General features: G+C 40.9%; 17 protein-coding genes and 1 tRNA gene. 10 read left to right on the top strand and 8 right to left on the bottom strand.

Translation table 11 applies throughout. The annotated features are described in order from the left end of the window. Positions 1-56: 56 nt before the first annotated feature. From N745_RS0108265 to N745_RS0108230, 8 genes are all read left to right on the top strand, one after another. Complete coding sequence (locus N745_RS0108265) at positions 57-554, top strand: CinA family protein (RefSeq protein ID WP_024851652.1); 498 nt, start codon at positions 57-59, stop codon at positions 552-554. Positions 555-851: 297 nt separating this feature from the next. Beyond that, positions 852-1,883 (top strand): recombinase RecA, encoded by a 1,032-nt coding sequence (gene recA, locus N745_RS0108260; protein ID WP_024851651.1) that lies wholly within the window; start codon positions 852-854, stop codon positions 1,881-1,883. A gap of 33 nt (positions 1,884-1,916) precedes the next feature. Beyond that, positions 1,917-2,402, top strand: coding sequence for a regulatory protein RecX (locus N745_RS0108255; protein ID WP_024851650.1), 486 nt, complete (start codon positions 1,917-1,919; stop codon positions 2,400-2,402). A gap of 72 nt (positions 2,403-2,474) precedes the next feature. Continuing rightward, on the top strand, positions 2,475-5,066 hold the full coding sequence (gene alaS, locus N745_RS0108250; protein WP_024851649.1) for an alanine--tRNA ligase: 2,592 nt from the start codon (positions 2,475-2,477) through the stop codon (positions 5,064-5,066). 15 nt (positions 5,067-5,081) lie between these two features. Next, a complete protein-coding gene (locus N745_RS0108245) occupies positions 5,082-6,308 on the top strand; it encodes an aspartate kinase (RefSeq protein WP_024851648.1) in 1,227 nt (408 codons plus the stop codon). Positions 6,309-6,448: 140 nt separating this feature from the next. Next, a complete protein-coding gene (csrA, locus tag N745_RS0108240; RefSeq protein WP_024851647.1) occupies positions 6,449-6,646 on the top strand; it encodes a carbon storage regulator CsrA in 198 nt (65 codons plus the stop codon). Between the two features lie 122 nt (positions 6,647-6,768). Next, positions 6,769-6,860: transfer RNA gene (locus N745_RS0108235), tRNA-Ser, on the top strand. Positions 6,861-7,464: 604 nt separating this feature from the next. Continuing rightward, positions 7,465-10,032, top strand: a complete 2,568-nt coding sequence (locus tag N745_RS0108230) for a toll/interleukin-1 receptor domain-containing protein (protein ID WP_024851646.1) — start codon at positions 7,465-7,467, stop codon at positions 10,030-10,032. A 216-nt stretch (positions 10,033-10,248) separates the two neighbouring features. Here N745_RS0108230 and N745_RS0108225 read toward each other — a convergent pair whose 3' ends face one another. From N745_RS0108225 to rnd, 4 genes are read right to left on the bottom strand one after another with little or no spacing between them, the layout of a single operon-like run. After that, positions 10,249-10,980: a DUF481 domain-containing protein gene (locus N745_RS0108225; protein WP_024851645.1), complete on the bottom strand. Its 732-nt coding sequence runs from the start codon at positions 10,978-10,980 to the stop codon at positions 10,249-10,251. A gap of 20 nt (positions 10,981-11,000) precedes the next feature. Continuing rightward, positions 11,001-11,849, bottom strand: coding sequence for a mechanosensitive ion channel family protein (locus N745_RS0108220; protein ID WP_024851644.1), 849 nt, complete (start codon positions 11,847-11,849; stop codon positions 11,001-11,003). A 27-nt stretch (positions 11,850-11,876) separates the two neighbouring features. Continuing rightward, entirely contained in the window at positions 11,877-13,145 is a 1,269-nt protein-coding gene (locus tag N745_RS0108215) for a 6-phosphofructokinase (RefSeq protein WP_024851643.1), read from the bottom strand. Positions 13,146-13,180: 35 nt separating this feature from the next. Continuing rightward, positions 13,181-14,323 (bottom strand): ribonuclease D, encoded by a 1,143-nt coding sequence (gene rnd, locus N745_RS0108210; RefSeq protein WP_024851642.1) that lies wholly within the window; start codon positions 14,321-14,323, stop codon positions 13,181-13,183. Positions 14,324-14,397: 74 nt separating this feature from the next. Here rnd and mpl point away from each other — a divergent pair, with 74 nt between their 5' ends. Beyond that, positions 14,398-15,801, top strand: a complete 1,404-nt coding sequence (mpl, locus tag N745_RS0108205) for a UDP-N-acetylmuramate:L-alanyl-gamma-D-glutamyl-meso-diaminopimelate ligase (protein WP_024851641.1) — start codon at positions 14,398-14,400, stop codon at positions 15,799-15,801. Between the two features lie 67 nt (positions 15,802-15,868). Beyond that, positions 15,869-16,897: a GGDEF domain-containing protein gene (locus N745_RS0108200; protein WP_024851640.1), complete on the top strand. Its 1,029-nt coding sequence runs from the start codon at positions 15,869-15,871 to the stop codon at positions 16,895-16,897. A 100-nt stretch (positions 16,898-16,997) separates the two neighbouring features. On the opposite strand, the gene N745_RS0108195 is transcribed toward N745_RS0108200, so the two are convergent. The 4 genes from N745_RS0108195 to rpiA all read right to left on the bottom strand — a co-directional run bounded on the left by N745_RS0108195 (position 16,998) and on the right by rpiA (position 20,220). Continuing rightward, on the bottom strand, positions 16,998-17,549 hold the full coding sequence (locus N745_RS0108195; protein WP_024851639.1) for an elongation factor P hydroxylase: 552 nt from the start codon (positions 17,547-17,549) through the stop codon (positions 16,998-17,000). Between the two features lie 80 nt (positions 17,550-17,629). Continuing rightward, a complete protein-coding gene (gene hemL, locus N745_RS0108190) occupies positions 17,630-18,910 on the bottom strand; it encodes a glutamate-1-semialdehyde 2,1-aminomutase (protein WP_024851638.1) in 1,281 nt (426 codons plus the stop codon). Between the two features lie 29 nt (positions 18,911-18,939). After that, complete coding sequence (locus N745_RS0108185; RefSeq protein ID WP_024851637.1) at positions 18,940-19,440, bottom strand: TlpA family protein disulfide reductase; 501 nt, start codon at positions 19,438-19,440, stop codon at positions 18,940-18,942. 117 nt (positions 19,441-19,557) lie between these two features. Further along, positions 19,558-20,220: a ribose-5-phosphate isomerase RpiA gene (gene rpiA / locus N745_RS0108180; RefSeq protein WP_024851636.1), complete on the bottom strand. Its 663-nt coding sequence runs from the start codon at positions 20,218-20,220 to the stop codon at positions 19,558-19,560. Positions 20,221-20,229 lie beyond the last annotated feature (9 nt).

Raw genomic sequence — 20,229 nt, 5'->3', positions numbered from 1 at the left:
CAGAATCAAAGTGCGATAAGGATTCGAATGCATCAAATAAAAAGGAGCTTCTTTCAATGAGTGATCGTTCTCAATTATTTAGTTTGGTTTCAGAGGTAGGGGAAGCCTTAAAAAGCCACGAAAAAATGATTGTGACTGCGGAGTCTTGTACCGGTGGTCTGATTGCCGAAGCCTTGACGTCCATTGCCGGCAGTACGGCATGGTTTGATCGTGCCTATGTTACTTATAGCTATGAAGCTAAAAGAGAAATGCTGGGCGTGAAAGAAATAACGATTATGAAAAAGGGCGCCGTTAGCAAAGAGTGCGTTGAAGAAATGGTGCTCGGTGCGCTGCAACAGTCTCATGCTAAAGTGGCAGTTGCTTGTAGTGGTATTGCAGGGCCTGGCGGTGGTACGCCGGATAAGCCAGTTGGAACGGTTTGGATTTCTTGGGCGATGCAAGGTCATGACAAATTGGAGTCAAAAGAATTTCATTTTGACGGTGATCGTGATGCTGTTCGTAGTCAATGCACAATTGAAGCTCTAAAAGGTGTTTTAAGCCTTCTTAATGAATAGTTTCTGAGTTAGGTTTAGCAGAAATCGACTCAGAAATATTTCAGTACCATTTACCCTAAAATTTCACTTTATTCTATATTTAATACTCATTGTTCTATGGTGAGTATTTTTCTCTATACGTGGTTTTATGATAAGAGCATAAAAAAACCGCGCCAGTCAGTAAAAATTAAGTGCTTAAATCCTTAAATTATGGGATAATTTTTCGCTAAAATTTGCTTGCATTTTGTCGATGTCAGTTTGGGCAAAATGCCTAATGCAATCTCCGAAATGCTAACCAACAAAAGTAGGGAAAGTTCAATGGACGAAAACAAAAAGAAAGCGCTTGAAGCGGCCTTAGGTCAAATTGAGAAGCAATTTGGTAAAGGCTCAATCATGAGGATGGGAGATAAGAGTATCTCTCATGATATTGAAGCGGTTTCTACTGGTTCTCTAGGTTTGGATATTGCATTAGGTATCGGCGGTTTACCGCGTGGTCGTATTGTTGAAATTTATGGCCCAGAATCTTCCGGTAAAACCACTTTGACTTTGCATGTGATTGCCGAAGTTCAAAAGACAGGTGGTACAGCTGCGTTTGTCGATGCCGAGCATGCGTTGGACCCTATTTATGCGGAAAAGCTAGGTGTAGATTTAGATAACCTTTTAGTTTCTCAGCCAGATGCTGGAGAGCAAGCACTTGAAATTACCGATTCACTAGTGCGCTCAGGCGCGGTGGATGTTGTCGTGGTTGACTCTGTTGCCGCTTTGACACCGAAAGCTGAAATTGAAGGCGATATGGGCGATTCTCATATGGGTCTTCAAGCTCGTTTGATGTCGCAAGCTTTGCGTAAGCTGACTGCGAATATCAAGCGTACCAATACGTTGGTTATTTTCATCAACCAGATTCGTATGAAAATTGGTGTGATGTTTGGTAATCCTGAAACCACAACTGGTGGTAATGCGTTGAAGTTTTATTCTTCGGTGCGTTTAGATATTCGTCGTATAGGTGCCATCAAGAAGGGTGAAGAAATTCTTGGTAACGAAACCCGCGTTAAGGTCGTTAAAAATAAGGTTGCACCGCCATTTAAACAAGTTGAGTTTGATATTCTGTACGGTGAAGGGATTTCACGTGAAGGGGAAATCATTGACTTGGGTGTGAAAGAAAAATTGATCGAAAAAGCCGGTGCTTGGTACAGCTATCAAGGGCAAAAAATTGGTCAGGGTAAAGACAATGTTCGTCAATTCTTAAAAGAAAACCCTGAGATCAGCGAGACCTTGCAGAAGCAAATTAAAGAAAACTTGATGCCTGTAAAAAAACGCGCTGCCGACGCCGAAGTTAGCAACGAAGCTTAAGCAGATTCATTAAGCTGAGAAGATTTTGTCACCTTGTTTTCGCTAGAAACCGCTACGCCAGAAGAAAGAGAGTTGGTCAAACAACTGGAAGCGAGGTCGGTTTACTTGTTGTCTATGCGAGAGCACGGTTCTAAAGAACTCAAGCGAAAACTGTTGGAGAAATTCTCCGAAACCGAAAATCGACCCAGCCTGGTCGATTTTGTCATTAAGACGTGCCAGAAAAACGGTTGGTTGTCGGATGAACGCTTTGTTGAAGTGAGTGTTAGGCATGGTATTGAAAAGGGGCATGGCCCTTATAAGATTCGTCAAACGTTGCAACAGCGAACGGATGCTTCTGACTTGATTGAAGCGTATCTTGCGATGGACGATTCGGATTGGGCGGACATCGCCAAAGAAGCGTTGGAAAAGAAGTATGGCGATGCGAATAAGCCAAAAGAAATGAAAGAGCAAGCACGCAGAATGCGTTTTTTGCAAAGCCGCGGCTTTAGCCAGTCACAAATCTGGAAGGCCATGCGCTAAAGATGATGCTTCAAGTGAGAAGCCAAATACAGAATTTGAATTTAACGAGTAAAACTCTAGGAAATTAACCCTATGACCAGTGCAGAAATCAGAAAAGCGTATTTAGACTTTTTTGTAAAGCAAGGCCATACGGCTGTGCATTCTAGCCCAGTTGTGCCGGCAAACGATCCAACCCTTCTTTTTACCAATGCAGGGATGGTTCAGTTTAAAGAAACCTTTTTGGGTCAAGAAACGCGTGATTACACGCGTGCAACCAGTGTGCAGCGTTGTATTCGAGCTGGTGGTAAACACAATGACCTGGAAAATGTCGGTTATACCGCGCGTCACCATACATTCTTTGAAATGTTGGGTAATTTCAGCTTCGGCGATTATTTCAAGCGTGAAGCGATTCAGTTCGCTTGGGATTTTTTGACGAAGGAATTGGGGCTTCCGGAAGAAAAGCTTTGGATTACTGTATTTGAAGAAGATCAAGAAGCCGAAGACATCTGGTTAAAAGAAATGAAAGTCGATGCTACGCGTTTTTCGCGTTGTGGTGCGAAAGATAATTTCTGGTCGATGGGTGACACGGGTCCTTGTGGTCCTTGTAGTGAGATTTTCTACGACCATGGCGAAAGTGTTGCTGGTGGTCCTCCAGGTTCGCCTGATGAAGACGGTGATCGTTATATCGAAATCTGGAACTTGGTGTTTATGCAGTTCGACCGCTCTTCAGACGGTACGCTTACGCCATTACCGAAGCCTTCAGTTGATACTGGGATGGGCTTGGAACGTTTAGCTGCAGTTATGCAAAATGTGCACAACAACTATGACATTGATTTGTTCAAAGCGATTGTGATGCAAGCGTCTGAGCTGACAGGCGAAAAAGACTTGGCAAACAGCTCTTTACGCGTGATTGCCGATCATATTCGTTCTTGCTCGTTCATGATCGTCGATGGTGTATTGCCATCGAACGAAGGTCGAGGTTATGTGTTGAGACGTATTATCCGTCGAGCAATTCGTCATGGATACAAATTAGGTCAAACACAGGTATTCTTCCATAAATTGGTGCCAGTATTGGTTGAACAGATGGGTGAAGCCTACCCCGAGTTGGTCAAAGAACAAGCGAATGTTGAAAGGGCTTTAAAGCTTGAAGAAGAGCGTTTTGCAGAGACGTTAGAAAATGGTATGAAGATTTTGGAAGAGGATATTGCCTCTTTGAAGTCTAACGTTATCAGTGGCACAACGGCATTTAAGCTTTACGATACCTACGGTTTTCCATTGGATTTAACTGCGGATGTTGCTCGTGAAAGAGGCTTGACTGTTGATGAAGTTGGCTTCGAAAAAGAAATGGAAGCCCAGCGTGAGCGTGCGCGTTCTGCAAGTAATTTCTCTGCGCAATCAAAAGGCAAGATCAATTTTGATGGTCAAACTCAATTTTTGGGTTATCACCAAGATGCTGCTGATGGTGTGGTTCAAGCTATTTTCGTTGATGAGGCATCGGTAGATACCGCTGTTGAAGGTCAAGAGGCAATCGTTATATTGGATCAAACGCCTTTCTATGGTGAGTCGGGTGGTCAAGCAGGTGATTCTGGTAGTTTGACGGAAGGCATGAACAGCTTCCATGTGAATGACTGTCAGAAACAAGGTAACGCTTTTTTGCATATCGGTCGCGTGACGGCAGGACAGTTAAAAGTAGGCCAAACGCTTCATGCTCAGGTTGATGTGCCAGCACGTCGCGCATCAGAGAAAAATCATTCGGCAACGCATTTATTGCATGCGGCATTAAGAGAAATCCTAGGTACGCATGTACAGCAAAAAGGATCATTGGTACAGCCTGAAAGATTGCGTTTTGACTTTGCACATTTCGAGCCGATTTCCGCTGAGAAGTTATTAGAGATTGAAAAGCTAGTAAACCACAACGTCATGCTAAACACGCCTGTTTGCACCGAAGAAATGAATATTGAAGCTGCCAAGACCAAGGGCGCAATGGCACTGTTTGGTGAGAAATATGGTGATGTTGTTCGTGTGGTTGATATGGGAACCTTCTCAATCGAACTTTGCGGTGGAACCCATGTTAATTCTACTGGTGACATTGGTCCTTTCCGTATTTTGTCGGAAACAGGTATTGCTTCTGGTGTTCGCCGTATTGAAGCTGTCACCGGTGAAGGTGCTTGGGAAGCAATTTATAAAAACGAGCAAACGCTTATTAATATCGCAGCAGCGGTGAAATCTGACAAGCAGCAAGTTGAAAACAAAGTGTTTCAAGTGGTTGCAGAACAACGTGAACAAGAAAAATTGATTAAGCAATTGCAGTCTAAGCTAGCATCTTCTCAAGGAAGTGACTTAGCGAGTTCTGTAGTGAAAGTCGGTGATGTCAATGTCTTAGCTGCCAAATTAGAAGGCGCGGATGTTAACACGCTTCGTGAAACGCTTGATTCACTAAAAGATAAGCTGGAACCAGCGATTATTGTTTTGGCTGCGGCCACTGATGGCAAAGTATCTTTGGTTTCAGGGGTTAGTAAGTCAATTACGCAAACGTATAAAGCCGGTGAGTTGATTAATCATGTTGCCTCACAGGTTGGTGGTAAAGGTGGTGGACGCCCAGATATGGCTCAAGCAGGCGGAAATGATCCAAGTAAGCTTGATGAAGCTTTAGCTTCAGTTCAGGCATGGGTAGAGAGTAAATAGGAAGCATAAAAACAGATGGCATTGATTGTCCAAAAATATGGCGGCACCTCGGTAGGTAGCGTCGAGAGAATACAAAACGTAGCAAACAAAGTCGCTAAGTTTGTTGATGAAGGTCACCAAGTAGTGGTTGCCGTTTCAGCTATGAGTGGCGAAACCAATCGCTTGATGTCCTTAGCTAAAGAAATGCAGGAAGAACCATCAAGAAGAGAGCTAGATGTTCTTTTAACGACGGGTGAGCAAGTTACCATCGCACTGTTAAGTATGGCGCTACAGCAAAGAGGGTATGACGCCATTTCCTACACAGGTTGGCAAGTCCCGATCCATACCAACAATGTGCACTTTAAAGCGCGTATTGAAGATATTGATGCGGATAAGATGCGCACCCAGCTTAACCAAGGCAAAGTTGTTGTTGTTGCTGGATTTCAAGGTGTAACGCCGGAAGGTGATATTACAACGCTAGGGCGAGGCGGTTCTGATACAACAGCTGTGGCACTGGCTGCGGCATTAAAAGCTGATGAATGCCAAATTTATACGGACGTAGATGGTGTTTACACAACAGATCCACGTGTTGTGCCAGAAGCAAAGCGTTTGGATGTTGTTACTTATGATGAAATGCTTGAGCTAGCCAGTCTAGGCGCAAAAGTATTGCAAATCCGCTCTGTGGAATTTGCCAGTAAATATAAAGTACCTTTAAGAGTATTGTCTTCCTTGCAAGAAGGGGGCGGTACGCTATTGATTTCAGAAGAAGATTTTGAGGATTTGGAAATGGAAAAACCTTTAATTTCCGGTATTGCGTTTAGCCGTGATGAAGCTAAGTTAATGATTTTAGGTGTACCGGATAAGCCGGGTGTGGCTTTCCAGATTCTTGGGCCAATTTCTGATGCCAATATTGAAATCGATATGATTATTCAAAACCAAGGTGTCGACGGTACAACAGACTTTACGTTTACAGTCGCTCGTAATGATTTGAATATGGCAAAAGAGATTATCAAGAAAATTGCTGCCGAATTGGGTGCGAGAGAAACAATTTGTGATGATACGATTGTTAAAATTTCAATGGTCGGTGTTGGTATGAAATCTCATTCAGGGATTGCCAGTACTATGTTTAAGACATTGGCAGATAACAGTATCAATATCCAAATGATTGGTACGACAGAAATTAAAATCTCAGTTGTGATTGATGAGCAATACCTAGAAACAGCAGTGCAAGCACTGCATCAAGCGTTTGAATTAGATAAATAAAACTGCTGCTAAAGTTAAAAGGGCTCTATATAAGAGCCCTTTTTTATTCATTTTTTTGTGTAGACGTTTAATATAAAATAGATTTAGGTAGTCATAAAATATATAATAAGTAGTTAGTCTTATAAAAAAGGATTTCATTGATGTTGGTATTGACACGGAGAGTGGGTGAAACCCTTATCATCGGCGATAATGTGAAATTGACTATTGTTGGTGTAAAAAGTGGACAAGTTAGAGTTGGAATCGACGCACCTAAAGAGGTTCAGATTCAACGTGAAGAGCTACTTCTGAAGCAAGATAAAACATCAGAAGACGATACATCAACTACAGAAGAAAACTAGTTTAGAAAATAAAGATTCAATTTCATAAGAAACTTCATAATTGCGGTTTACAAAATTTCTAAGAAACGTTAATATACGCGCCATCGACGACTTCTCAGTCGATGGTAGTTCTATTTCTATACGGTGAAATGGCCGAGAGGCTGAAGGCGCTCCCCTGCTAAGGGAGTATAGGGTTTATCCCCTATCGAGGGTTCGAATCCCTCTTTCACCGCCATTTTCTAAAACACTCGCGTCTGATGCGGGTTTTTTTATACCTACAATAACGTAAAATCAATAACTTAGCTGTCTAAAGCAGTCTTTTGTGTTGCATGCTGTCCAATCCAAGCGCACAACAAATGGGGTCGAATCTAAACTTGCATCCACGAGTGATGTAGATTCACCCACTTTTCCATCATTTTCTTATATTACAAAATAATATTTTACAATCCCTTTTAAGGTATCAGATTTGGACTGTTTTATCTGTATATGTTATCTCGGGAAGGTATCAACTCTCACACTGAGAGACATAGCTAAAAAGACGTAAAGGCGGGCACAATATTTAAAGTGCGCTCGTTTTTATGGGGCATGTTCAATATTGCTTCTAAGTTGTGTCTATGAAGTAAGTCAACAAATTATAGTGTCGTAGATTAGGTTGGTGATATCAGGGAAGCGATCTATTTTCACGATCTGAATAACTATTCTCAGTAGAGTGTTTTGAAAATGAAATTATTGAATTATATTTTTTGAAATTTTTGTAGAAAAAACGATTAACTTCTATTAACTTAGTTTTAAGTGTAATGAATAAAGTAGATTAGTGGAAAGTTTTTCAGGGATTGATTATGACCAAAAAAGTATTTATTAGTTATTCACATAAAGATGAAAAGTATAGAAGTGAGCTCGAGGATCACTTGTCGTTATTAAGACGAAATAAAGTTATTGATATTTGGCATGATCGAAAAATTATTCCAGGGGAGGGTTGGAAAGGGGATATAGACGAAAATTTGGAATCTGCAGATATTATTTTATTTTTAATTAGCCCTTCATTTCTAGGCTCAGATTATTGCAATGATGTTGAGGTAGAAAAGGCACTTCAACTTGAATCAAATGGTTCAGCAAAAGTAGTATCGATAATTTTACATAAGTGTCATTGGCAGGATAGTCCTCTGTCAGAACTCCAGGCACTTCCTAAAGATGCAAATCCAGTTACATCAAGTTCGTGGGATGATGTTCACGCTGCGTGGTATGACGTGGTAGATGGATTAAAAAAAGTGATTTCAACTTTTAATCAAAATCAAAAAAAATTGCCTTTACATATTCAAACTCAACCAGAAAAGGTTTTAAAGACAGAATTTAGTGCGTGGCTAGATGATACGGAAGTTGTATTAACCCACAGAATGGTTGATAGAGTTATGCTTCGTGACATTTTTATTTGGCCAGACCTCAGAGATCATAATGATGATGATACAAAAAGAATTGATTATGTTAGCAGCCATGGCGTTTTGTTTAAACCAGAAAGATATTTGCTCTTAGGCGACGAGCAGCAAGGGAAAACTGCGTTATTGAAATACATGTTCACAGAATTAGTTAATCAAGGAAAATACCCTATTTATCTAGATGCAAAGACAATTTCTAATTCTAAGATAGAAGACTTAGTCAGAAAGGCGTTAAGGTCTCAATATGAAAACTTAGAATATGAAACGTTTATTGTTAGTCCGGACAGGGTTATCTTCATTGATAATATCGACCAGATTAAACTAAATGAAAGGTATCAAACCGTTTTTATTGAACGTGTAAATGATCTTTTCAACTATGTAGTGGTAACTGCACATGATTCTTTTGGCTTGGTGTCAACTGAGAATTTGGCGTTGAGTGAATATAAAATCTACGAATTACTAGGTTTTGGTCATGCGAAACGAGAAGAAATGATTGTTCGTTGGGTTTCATTAGAAGTTGAAGAATCAATTAATGAACAAGATCTTTATAGTTCATGCGACGAATTAAAAGTTCAGTTAAATACAATAATAAAGAAAAATATAGTTCCCCCTAAACCGCTTTACGTCTTACTTCTGCTTCAAATGTTTGAAGCATATGCAAATCAAAATCTTGAGTTAACGTCATACGGTCATTGTTATCAACAGCTTATATACAATTCTTTTGATAATGCGGGGATCAAGAAGAATGAATTTGATATGTATTTAAATGTTTTAACTGAAATAGCTTGGGAAATTCATTTAAATGGCGGATTAGCTCTTAAGACAATAGATGTAGAAGAGTTTTTTACAAAGTATGAAGCCAATTTTTTGCCAGTAGACCATAAAGCAGTACTTAGTAGGTTAGTTAGACATTCTATTTTAAAAGATAGTTCTGATGAGTTGAGGTTTAAGTACCCATACATATATTATTTTTTTGTAGGCAAAAAAATGGCCGAGTCATATATAGATTCCAGTTTTGTCCAGGAACAAGTAGAAAAACTACTACAAACGTTGCATAGAGAAGATTCTGCGAACATTTTAATTTTTATAACTCACCATACAAAAAATAAGTGGGTGCTTGACAAAATAAAGGTGTCTTTAGACCAAGTTTTTGATGAAAATGACCCAGCAAGTTTAACCTTAGAACAGCTTTCATTTATGAGTGAGTTTGTAAGTGAGATTCCTGAGTTAGTTATAGAAAAACGCGAGGTTGTCAAAGAAAGGGATAACCATAATCGTAGATTGGACGACATTGAGCGTAATGAACAAGAAGATGAATCTGATGAGAGTGAAGAATTTGAAGAGTTTGATACGCTAGCTAATATAAACAAAACTTTTAAAAGCATGGAAATTGCTGGGCAAATTATAAGGAATAGATACGCAAACCTAAACAAAGAAAATTTATTGTCTCTTGCAGAAAGCGGTGCAAATGCGGGATTGCGGTGTTTAGATTATTTTATCGAAATTTCTGATTATGCAAAGTTAGAGATTGTAAGGCATATTGAAAAAAAATTAGAAGAGCACCCCGCATTAACAGATAAAGAGCTTCAGAAGTATGCAAAATCAGCTTATCTTTATATGACATATGGGGTTATTAATGGAATCATCAAAAAAATAGCATCCTCAATAGGCTCGAAAGATGCAATGGTTATTTATGAATCTCTCGAAAAAGAGAAAGACAGCCCTGCTTATCTTTTAATTAGGTTAGCAATTGAATTACAACATAAAAGGGTTTTGGATATGAAGTCAATAGAAGCAGCCAAAAATCAATTAAGCCACAACCCTGTATGTATGAGAATTATGAAAGAGATGGTTGTTCAATATATTTATATGTTTCCTGTAAACTGGAAAGATCAGCAAAAACTAGCATCTAGCCTTCGAATTTCTGTGGAAGGACAACAAAGGATAAAACTAAAAGGTAAAGGTAGGAGGTAGCTTGAACCTTCTTTAGTCAGCTCTTAAATTTGTTGCAATTTTTTTCTTAGTAAAGAAAGTAGAAAAAGTGTGTACAACTTCATGTTGTTCACTGGCTACTGAGTTATTTTTCTCTCTTTGTTTCTTCTTAAAATGTTTAGGCTATTGAAGCTTCAGTTGCTGAGCAATTGAGCATAAAAAAACCGGTCTGATGCCGGTTTTTTTTGATGTTGGTGTTTAAAAGTCGTAAACGATGCTTGCTAGCGTTTGAGTGTCGGTTTTGACCTTGCCTGCGTCTGGATTGGTGTTGTAACGGTATTTATAGGCTATTTTCAGCCTGAGATGACCATTGAGTTTTACCTTGATGGCGCTATTAGATTCGAAGTTTGCCTGTCTTTCCCCATAGAACTCCGAGAGGTCTTGTAGAAAGCGAACATTTGGATTGAAACCATATTCAAATTTTGTCGAGAATTTTCCAATTTTCTGGTCAAAATCTTTAGTGGTGCTACCTGGCGTGTAGTTCATGTTTTGATAACCCAAACCGCCTTCGAATGAGAGTGCTAAATCCTTCTCTTTATAAAGGTTGTAACCTAGACCGGCAATGTAGTAGCTGTTGAGGTCGATATTAGCGAAGCGGTCATTTTCCCAGCGCCCTTGGGCAAAGCTATAGGCTTTTTGATAGTTAGAAAAGAAAAAGTTACTTTGTATATCGCCGACATACCGTTCTTGGGTTTTGATGTGGCTTTCCGTTTTATTATTTGCTTCTAATAACCCGTTAATTTCATAGTATTTTTGTAGGTATTTGAGCTTAATTGCCGCGGAGATAGATTCTTCGACAGTATTTCCAGTGCTCCCAGAGTAACCTGCTTCTCCGGAGCCGCTTGTACCATATTTCTTTGTGTCCGCAACAGCAGAGGTTGAAGCCAATATAAGGCTAATTAACAGTGTGCGTTTTGCTGTAAATTTCACTTTTACTCCTTGTTAGAGTTTTATTGCTTGTCTGTTTTTGTATCGTTATGAAGATGTACATCCATCTGAGGATAAGGGATGCTAATGCCAGCGTCATCAAAAGACAGCTTCACTTTTTCATTCATATCCCAATACACGGCCCAGTAATCAGATGAATTTACCCATGGGCGAACAATAAAGTTTATGCTCGAGTCTCCAAGTTCGGAAAGGGCAATAGTCGGCTGAGGATCTTTTAAGACACGCTCGTCTTCTTGAACCAGTTGTTCTAAGATCGACTTGGCCTTTTTGAGGTCGTCATCATACCCAATTCCAAAAGTCATATCCACTCGGCGCGTGGGTTTGGTTGAGAAATTTGTGATGCTGCCGGAGTAAATTGCTCCATTAGGCATAATGAGTGTTTTGTTGTCTCCTGTGCGAAGTGTCGTACTGAAGATACCAACTGCTTCAACGGTTCCAATTTTGCCTCCTATTTCAACAACATCACCGACTTTAAAGTGCTTGAAGGTAAGCAATAAGACACCTGCTGCGAAGTTTTGTAGAGAATTTTGCAATGCCAAACCAATAGCTAAGCCTGCGGCACCGATAAGCGCTATTAAGGACGCTGTGTTGACACCAAGTTGACTTAAAGTGGCAATGACTACCAGTAGAAGCAGAAGGGTTTTGGATACTGATACGACAAAGTTTGTCAGCATCGGATCAATACGTGCTTTTTGTAAAAGCTTTCTCAGTAACTTGACTAGGAAGTTGGTCAGGGCTTTACCGACAAAAAATATAAGAGCGGCAAATATAATGTGGGTTCCCCATGGGATAATGTAAGTGTCCCACAAAGTGTGCATATCGAGGTGGTTAGTCAGATTGTCAAAAATCATATTGGGTATAAGCTCCGATACTAAAGGTTATTTGACAGCTTTGTAGGCATCAAGTTGTTGAGGTAAAAGTGCATAATCAAAAGGTCGAATAGCAGGTAATCCTTTTGAAAAAAGCAACGGTATTTCACCGTGAATGAGTGGTGTTAAGTAATCAAGTGCCGCTTGAGTAATGTCCATGCCATCAGGGGTTAAAAAGTGGTCTGGGACGGTTTTTTCTAAATCGGCAACCGTCATTAGATCAACACTCTTAAAATGCCACTCAAAGGGTGTTTCAGAAATAAGTTCAATAATCGGTAGTACGCCGTGCTCACCATTTATGGCAGCAAGTACCGCTGCTTTTCCAGCTTCATAAGCCATTTCCCAATCAGTTTTAGAGACAAAGTGACTTGCTGAACGTTGTAGGTAATCAGGTGTGATGCTGTGTGTTTTAACGCCTGTTTCTTGTGCAACCATGTGTGAGAGGCTATGGGCAACACCGCCTAACTGTGTATAGTCTTGTAAATGGGTGTGCTCGATATTCGCAATGGAAACATAGCGGCCTTGTTCATCTTGCAGACCCTCTGAAACCACACAAAGGCAGTAGCCCTTTGTCTCAAACAATTCTTTAACACGGGTTAAGAATTTTTCTTTATTGAAGGGTTTTTCAGCGGGCAGTATAAGAATCGGAATATCAGGAATAGCATTCTTGATTAACCCTCCTGCAATGGTGAGCCAACCAGTATTTCTGCCCATGGCTTCAAATGCGAGAAACTTAGTAGAGGTGTTGTGCATGGACTTAAGATCCATGTTTACTTCTAGCAGGCTAGAGGCAATGAATTTAGCTGCACTACCAAACCCAGGGCTGCAATGAGAAATGTCCAAGTCGTTGTCGATGGTTTTGGCCACGCCAATACAGGTAACGGGATGGCCTTGCTTGGTGCAGTAGTCAGCGACTTTTTGCGCTGTGACCATAGAACCATTGCCACCGTTATAAAAAAAATAACCTATGTCGTAGTGGCGAAATACAGTTAATACACGTTCATATTGCTCTGGATTGTCATCTAATGGATCTAAATCAAAACGGCAGGCTTCAAAAGCAGCACCAGGGTGTGTTTTGAGTTGTTGGATTTGCTCATCTGTCAGTAGTGACATATCAACAAGTCTTTCTTCCAGTACGCCGACTATGCCGTTGATGGCTGCATAGACTTTGCCAAAAGTTTCCGGGTGTTGTTGAGCTGTTTCGAATACGGCAGCAGCACTGGCATTGATTACGGCTGTAATACCACCGGCTTGAGCATAAAGAACATTTTTCGACATGGTCATTTCTCTTTTAAATGCTTTTTAAAAGTAGGTTAGTTATAGCTTAAGTGTCCATTGTTCACTTTCAGGCAGCTTTCAGTATTAAAGATTTTTTGCAAGGGTACTTCAATCAGTAAATGGCGCCACCCAATAAAGTGTTGTTTTTCAGGGCTTCGAATTTGTTCAAGAAGTTGTGCCTTGGATGCTAGATTGGGTAATTGAATATTGTAGTCAAGCGCAACCTGTTGGCAAAGTGCTAAGGCTAACGAAAGTAATACCTCTTCTTGGGGTGATGGTGGTTGCGCTTTTTGAGGGCTTTCTGGCCAGGTATCTGGGCTGGCAAAGATTTCATCGATAATGGTAATCCATTCTTCCCCATAGGTTTTTACACTAGAAGCTTTTATGTTTGGTACTTTATAAAGTGCTTGGACTGTTTTGGGCGGGCGTTTGGCAATAGCAATCAATGAGTCGTCAGAGAGTACCCATCGCTTTGGTTTATTGTTGTGTTGTGCATAAAGTTCGCGCCATTCTGCAAGGGCATAGCAAATAGCCAGGTTTTTGGTTTTTAAGTGTTTAGCAGCTTTAAGTTTGTCTCCCGCTTTTTCAGGCAGAATATGGTAAAGGTTTACGTTCAGTAACGCGCTAAAGTCGTCTTCAAGCGCTTGAAGTTGTTCTTGTGATAATCGCTCACGAATTTTTTCATAAAGTGGCGCTAAGTATCTGACGTCATCAAAAGCATAGGCGAGCTGTTCATCGCTCAAAGGGCGCTGACTCCAGTTGGTGCGAGTTTGGTCTTTTGGTAATTGTACGTCTAGTTCATATTCGACAGCTTTTGCTAGACCGACTAGGTCACCGTAACCTAAAAAAACAGCTGCGATTTGGGTGTCGAAAATTGACTGAGGCAAGCGTCCAGCAACTTGATACAATACTTCCAGGTCTTGACGGGCAGAGTGGAATACCTTGAGAATTTTTGGGTTGTCCAAAATAGTCCAGAGTGGTTCAAGATCATTAATTGAAATCGGGTCGATAATCGCGGCTATTCCAGAGTCGGATTGCACTTGGATTAAGCTTAGCTCAGGGTAATAGGTATCCGTTCGAACAAACTCGGTATCAATCGCAATCCACTCAGTTTGATTTGAGAGAGAAGCGCAAAATAAAGATAAGTCGTCTGGTTGGGTAATGTATTGATATGGCATATATTGAAGTTTAAGGGCATAACCCGCTCAGAGCAAGACAAGAAAACAGATAGTTTAGGATTAAAGAGGTTCGCGTGACGGCAAAAAATCATATTCACATTTTAGGCATTGCAGGTACCTTTATGGGTGGCATTGCTCAGTTAGCAAAAGAAAAAGGGTTTGAGGTCACAGGTTCCGATCAGGCTATCTACCCACCGATGAGTACGCAGCTTGAACAAGCTGGTATAGCCGTCACGGCTTATGCTGAAGATGATGTTTTGTCTAATTTGCCAGAACAAGTTGTTATCGGTAATGCGTTGAGCCGAGGTCATCCGCTGGTTGAAGAGGTGTTAAACCGTCAGCAATCTTACACATCAGGACCGCAATGGTTAGCAGAAAATATTTTGCAAGATCGTTGGGTGGTAGCCGTTGCTGGTACGCATGGTAAAACCACTACAGCCTCTATGGTGGCGTGGATTTTAGAATACGCTAAGTTAGAACCTGGTTTTTTGATTGGCGGTGTACCAGAAAACTTTGGAAAATCTGCCAGGCTGGGGTGCTCGCCATTTTTTGTGGTAGAGGCGGATGAGTACGATACAGCCTTTTTTGATAAGCGTTCTAAGTTCGTTCATTACCACCCAAGAACCTGCGTAATGAATAACCTAGAATTTGATCATGCGGATATCTTTGACGATTTAGCCGCAATCCAAAAACAGTTTCATCATTTGGTACGCACCATTCCCGGTAATGGGTTAATTGTTTGCCCGAGCGACGATGAAAATTTATCGTCAGTGCTGGAGATGGGATGTTGGACGCCTAAAGAAATGCAAGGTGAGGTCGATAACTTATCTAATTGGTCTTTTAAATTGCTGCGACAAGATGGTTCTGAATTTGAAGTTTTGTTAGATGGAAGCACGCAAGGGAAAGTTAATTGGCCGATGACGGGATTGCACTCGGTAAGAAATGGATTGAGTGCGATTGCCGCGGCAAGACATTGTGGCGTGCCACTGGAAGTTGCGATTGAAGCTTTATGTCATTTTAAAGGCGTGAAGCGCCGTATGACCAAAGTTGGTGAAGTAAACAATATTGTTATTTATGATGATTTTGCGCACCATCCGACAGCAATTAAAACCACGTTGCAGGGCTTGAAGGCACAAAAAAGTCTGGAGGTTAATGAAGACGGCAAGGATACAGGGCGTATTATTGCCGTATTTGAACCTAGATCTAATACCATGAGAATGGGCGTGCACCGTCAAACGTTGCCTAATGCGTTTGTTGATGCTGATGAAGTGTTTGCTTTTATTGACCCAAATTGGCAGTGGAAATTGCCGACAGAAGCTTTTGAGAAGCCTGTTTTTGTGTATGATAGCTACCCATCTCTTTTAGATGGATTGTTGAAAGAACTTCGCCCTTCGGATAGAGTAGTCATTATGTCAAATGGCAGTTTTGGAAATCTACACCAAAATTTACTGTCGGCATTACAGAAAATAAGCGATTAAACATAGATGTTTAGTGCGCTAGAAATGAAGTTGTTTGGAGTGGTAAGCGTGATTAAGGAAGATATGCATGAATGAACATGTTGTTGCCAGAAAAGTACTGGAATACCTGACTAAAGAAGGTATCAAACCGACACCTGTCACTTTAAGTATTTGGTATTTATATTTCCGAGGCGAGAACAGAACTTTTATTTCACGTATGAAATCCTTATTGTCTACCGGACAATCTATTTCCGATGAAGCCTACCAGAAACTTTATGAAACTTATGTCTTAAAAGCCTATTTCAAAGAGTCTCTTGGTCTTAACCGCACCACAAGCCAAATCATTGATAGAGCGAATGACTTAAAATCAAAAATTGGCGAATTTGTTGAATCGATTCGTGGTCATCAATCTTCGATTGGTGACATGCGTAATAGCTTGTCAATTGCCGAGACCAAAGATGCCATTGAAGTGATTTTGTCAGAAGCCATGTTGCAGCTTAAAGAAGTTGAAACAGAGTCAGTAGAAACCACGTTGAAAGTGGAAAAAGGCGCGCAGCATTTGGCTAAAGTGAATCAAGATGTGCTTGAGATAGAGCAGGCGATGAATCGAGATTTCCTTACGGGGTTGCCTGATTATGGTTATTTCCAGAAAACCATGACTGAGATGCTGTCAGACTCTTTATCCGGTGTGGTGACTAAGCGTTATTTTATTGTGTTTGATATTCAGCAGCTAGAGGCTTACAACAAAAAACTCTCCTGGCTTGTTGGTGATAGTATCATTCGCTTAATGGTTAAGATGATTCAGGATTTAACGGATAAATCTTGGCCAATTATGCGCCTTCAGGATGATGAAATTGTGGTATTGCCACCTGAAAACTTCCCAGTACATGAAATTCCGGCATATATCAAAGAGATACAAGACGCGGTAGGTTCTAAGAAGTTAAAAGTTAAGAACAGAGAAGATGATATTCAGAATGTGACGCTGAATGCCGCGATTATTAAAGTGCTTGTGTATGACGATACTCGTACCATTGAAGATAAGATTAATCATGCCCTGAAACTCATTAAGAATGATGGCAATGGTAAACGTTCTTCTTTAGTAAAAATTGACCAATAATAGGCATGTCCGGTAAATGTGGGCATTGCTTGAAATCGGTGTTATTCTTTTCATTGTCTTGTTAGTCGTTTGGGCGATTTTCTCTAAGCCTAAGTCCTAACTACAAACCATCGTTTAGTTCAAATGCTTCTTTTCTAAGTGGCGTTTTCGATTTGTAATGTGTAATTAGGGTTTCTGACCAAGTCATAGCATCTGATGGCATGCCTTGGTGTAGATATTGTAAAACCTGCTCATAAACCTTCTGTTTAAATGCTTCTGAAACGCCTGCGCTTCCATTCAAATTGTCCGCACTGAATACAAAAGGAAAACCGGCCGATACCGAAAAAATCCACTCTAATGCCTGTGGTTTAACCTCAACGGATTCAAACAAACTTTGCTGTTCTTGAGTTCTGCCATCCGGCTGATACCAGTAACCAAAGTCTTCCAATAATCGCCTTTCTTTACCCGCAATACACCAATGCGCTATCTCATGCAAAGCCGATGCGAAAAAACCATGCGCAAAGATAATGCGGTGGTGTGGGTTGTGCTCATTTGCAGGGCGATAAATAGGTTCATCTTCACAACAAACTAACTCTGTGTTGTGCAAGGGTAGAAAGCGTTCGTTAAAGAGCTCTATTAGGTCGTGAATATTGTGTTTGTTTTGAGAGGGCATTTCAGAAAAGCGAGAAGGTAAAAATCTACCAGGCTGGGTGGTCTACTTACCGACTACCCCAGCCTGGTAGATTTTCATGATTATAGTGTTTGCATGACTTTACGAGCTGCGGCAATAGTGTTGTCGATGTCTTCATCCGTATGAGCAGAAGAAACAAAGCCAGCTTCAAATGCAGAAGGTGCCAGATAAACGCCTTCATCCAACATACCATGATAGAACTTCTTGAAGCGCTCCATATCACCTTGCGCCACTTGTGCAAAACGACGAATGTTTTTCTCTGTGTTGAAGAAAAGACCAAACATTGCGCCCACTTGGTTGGTGGTGAAAGCAATACCTGCTTCATCCGCAGCGGCTTGCAGACCTGTGACTAATCGAGTAGTTTTTGCTTCAAGTTCATCAAAGAAACCAGGTTTGCTAATGAGTTCTAGTGTTTTCAAACCGGCAGCCATTGCAATCGGGTTGCCTGAAAGGGTTCCTGCTTGATAGACAGGACCAAGCGGTGCGATTTTTTCCATGACTTCTCGCTTACCACCAAAAGCACCTACTGGCATACCGCCACCAATAACTTTACCGAAAGTGGTTAAATCAGGCGTAATGCCAAAACGACCTTGTGCACCTTGCAAGCCAACTCGGAAACCACACATGACTTCGTCAAAAATCAGTACCGCACCAGATTGGTCGCATACTTCACGCAAGGTTTCTAAGAATCCTTCTTCTGGTGGAATACAGTTCATGTTACCGGCAACTGGCTCGACGATAATACAAGCGATTTGATCACCGATTTCAGCAAAGACCTTGCGGACTTCATCTGAATCATTGTGTGTAAGTGTTAGGGTTTCTTCAGCCAATGCAGCGGGTACACCAGGAGAAGACGGCACGCCTAGGGTTAACGCGCCTGAACCGGCTTTTACCAACAAAGAATCAGAGTGACCATGGTAGCACCCTTCAAATTTAACGATTTTATCTCTACCAGTATAGCCGCGAGCCAAACGAATAGCTGTCATCGTCGCTTCAGTTCCAGAGCTAACCATGCGAACCATATCCATTGAAGGAATAAGATCACAAACCAAGTCGGCCATTTGGGTTTCGATTTCAGTTGGCGCACCGAAACTTAGACCTTGTTCTGCTTGCTTTTGCACAACGGAAATAACCTCTGGATGAGCATGCCCTAAGATAGCAGGTCCCCAAGAAGCAACATAGTCGATATAGGTTTTATTATCCGCATCTGTTAAGTAGGCGCCTTTTGCCGACTTGAAAAAGACAGGATCACCGCCAACACCTTTAAAGGCTCTTACTGGAGAGTTTACTCCACCTGGAATGTGCTTTTGCGCGGCGATAAATAAATCGTGTGAGTTCGACATGTTGTTTCCTTAGTTGTGCAGGGTCTAAATTATAAATCCGGTGTCATTTCTTCTAGTTTTTTGGTGACAGTTGCATAGTCTATCTCGCCAACCTTTTGATAAACGATATTACCGTTTGGTGCGATTAAAAAGCTGGTAGGTGTTAGCATCACACCACCAAAGGCTTTAGCCATGGAGCCTGTTTTGTCCATGATGTAGGAAAATGCATAGTTGTGTTTTTCCATGAACTTTTTAACCTGATCTTCTGGATCGTAGTCCATAGATACCGCTACCAATTCGAATTTGTCACCAAACTTTTTCTTCATCTCTGCCAAGTGGGGCATTTCGGAAACACAGCCTGGACAAGTTGTTGCCCAAAAGTTAACCAATACGGGTTTCATTGGCTTGCTAAGATTTAACGATTGATTATCGGCTGTTTTAATCCGGATGTCTGGTGCTTGACCATTACCAGAAAAAACAGTCACGTAAACCAAAGTTCCTAATAAAACTATGACCAATAGGCTAAAAAGTTTGCTTCCAATGGAATTCATGTTGTGTTGCTCTCTTTAGAATAAAAAAGGAGAAATGGTTCTCCTTTTTGTTGTGGCAAAAAAGCTTTAGTGTATAAGCTTTTAAATTGAAGCTGTAGGGCTAAAAGCTTATTTCAATTATGCTTCAATAACTTCAACGCCGTTTGCCGTTCCGCAAAGGAAAACATCCGCTTTTCTTGCAGCAAACAAACCATTAGTCACAACACCAACAATGCTGTTTAATTCTGTTTCCATTGCAACAGGATCAACGATCTGTAGGCCATGAATATCTAAAATAATATTGCCGTTGTCCGTGATAAATCCGTCACGTAGTACTGGTTCACCGCCAAAACGTTTAACGATTTCACGTGCGACATAGCTACGAGCCATAGGAATGACTTCAACCGGAAGAGGGAACTTACCAAGAAGGTCGACTTTTTTACTATCGTCGGCAATGCAAACGAATTTATCTGCAACAGCCAATACGATTTTCTCACGTGTTAAAGCACCGCCACCACCTTTTACTAGGTGTAGAGCAGGATCGGCTTCATCAGCGCCATCGATATAAACAGAAATTTCAGAAACTGAATTCAAATCAAATACTGGAATTCCGTGGCCTTTTAGACGCTCAGCGGATGCTTCAGAACTGGCAACGGTACCTTCGATTTGTCCTTTGATTTTCGCTAATTCATCAATGAAAAAGTTAGCAGTTGAGCCTGTTCCTACGCCAATAATAGTCCCTGGAACAACGTGTTCGATAGCAGCTTTAGCTACTTGTTGCTTTAGTTCGTCTTGAGTCATCGCAGTTTT

Source organism: Hydrogenovibrio kuenenii DSM 12350, from assembly GCF_000526715.1.
Lineage (GTDB): Bacteria > Pseudomonadota > Gammaproteobacteria > Thiomicrospirales > Thiomicrospiraceae > Hydrogenovibrio > Hydrogenovibrio kuenenii.
Note: the sequence above shows the minus strand (reverse complement) of the source record. Positions and strands in the feature narration are given on the sequence as shown.

What these genes read in the sequence shown, in the direction of transcription:
- alaS (WP_024851649.1), top strand. Translation starts at nt 2,475, where the DNA reads ATGACCAGTGCAGAAATCAGAAAAGCGTATTTAGACTTTTTTGTAAAG.
- N745_RS0108230 (WP_024851646.1), top strand. Translation starts at nt 7,465, where the DNA reads ATGACCAAAAAAGTATTTATTAGTTATTCACATAAAGATGAAAAGTAT.
- N745_RS0108200 (WP_024851640.1), top strand. Translation starts at nt 15,869, where the DNA reads ATGAATGAACATGTTGTTGCCAGAAAAGTACTGGAATACCTGACTAAA.
- rpiA (WP_024851636.1), bottom strand. Translation starts at nt 20,220, where the DNA reads ATGACTCAAGACGAACTAAAGCAACAAGTAGCTAAAGCTGCTATCGAA.
- recA (WP_024851651.1), top strand. Translation starts at nt 852, where the DNA reads ATGGACGAAAACAAAAAGAAAGCGCTTGAAGCGGCCTTAGGTCAAATT.
- N745_RS0108215 (WP_024851643.1), bottom strand. Translation starts at nt 13,145, where the DNA reads ATGTCGAAAAATGTTCTTTATGCTCAAGCCGGTGGTATTACAGCCGTA.
- N745_RS0108195 (WP_024851639.1), bottom strand. Translation starts at nt 17,549, where the DNA reads ATGCCCTCTCAAAACAAACACAATATTCACGACCTAATAGAGCTCTTT.
- csrA (WP_024851647.1), top strand. Translation starts at nt 6,449, where the DNA reads ATGTTGGTATTGACACGGAGAGTGGGTGAAACCCTTATCATCGGCGAT.
- N745_RS0108185 (WP_024851637.1), bottom strand. Translation starts at nt 19,440, where the DNA reads ATGAATTCCATTGGAAGCAAACTTTTTAGCCTATTGGTCATAGTTTTA.
- hemL (WP_024851638.1), bottom strand. Translation starts at nt 18,910, where the DNA reads ATGTCGAACTCACACGATTTATTTATCGCCGCGCAAAAGCACATTCCA.
- rnd (WP_024851642.1), bottom strand. Translation starts at nt 14,323, where the DNA reads ATGCCATATCAATACATTACCCAACCAGACGACTTATCTTTATTTTGC.
- N745_RS0108220 (WP_024851644.1), bottom strand. Translation starts at nt 11,849, where the DNA reads ATGATTTTTGACAATCTGACTAACCACCTCGATATGCACACTTTGTGG.
- N745_RS0108245 (WP_024851648.1), top strand. Translation starts at nt 5,082, where the DNA reads ATGGCATTGATTGTCCAAAAATATGGCGGCACCTCGGTAGGTAGCGTC.
- N745_RS0108265 (WP_024851652.1), top strand. Translation starts at nt 57, where the DNA reads ATGAGTGATCGTTCTCAATTATTTAGTTTGGTTTCAGAGGTAGGGGAA.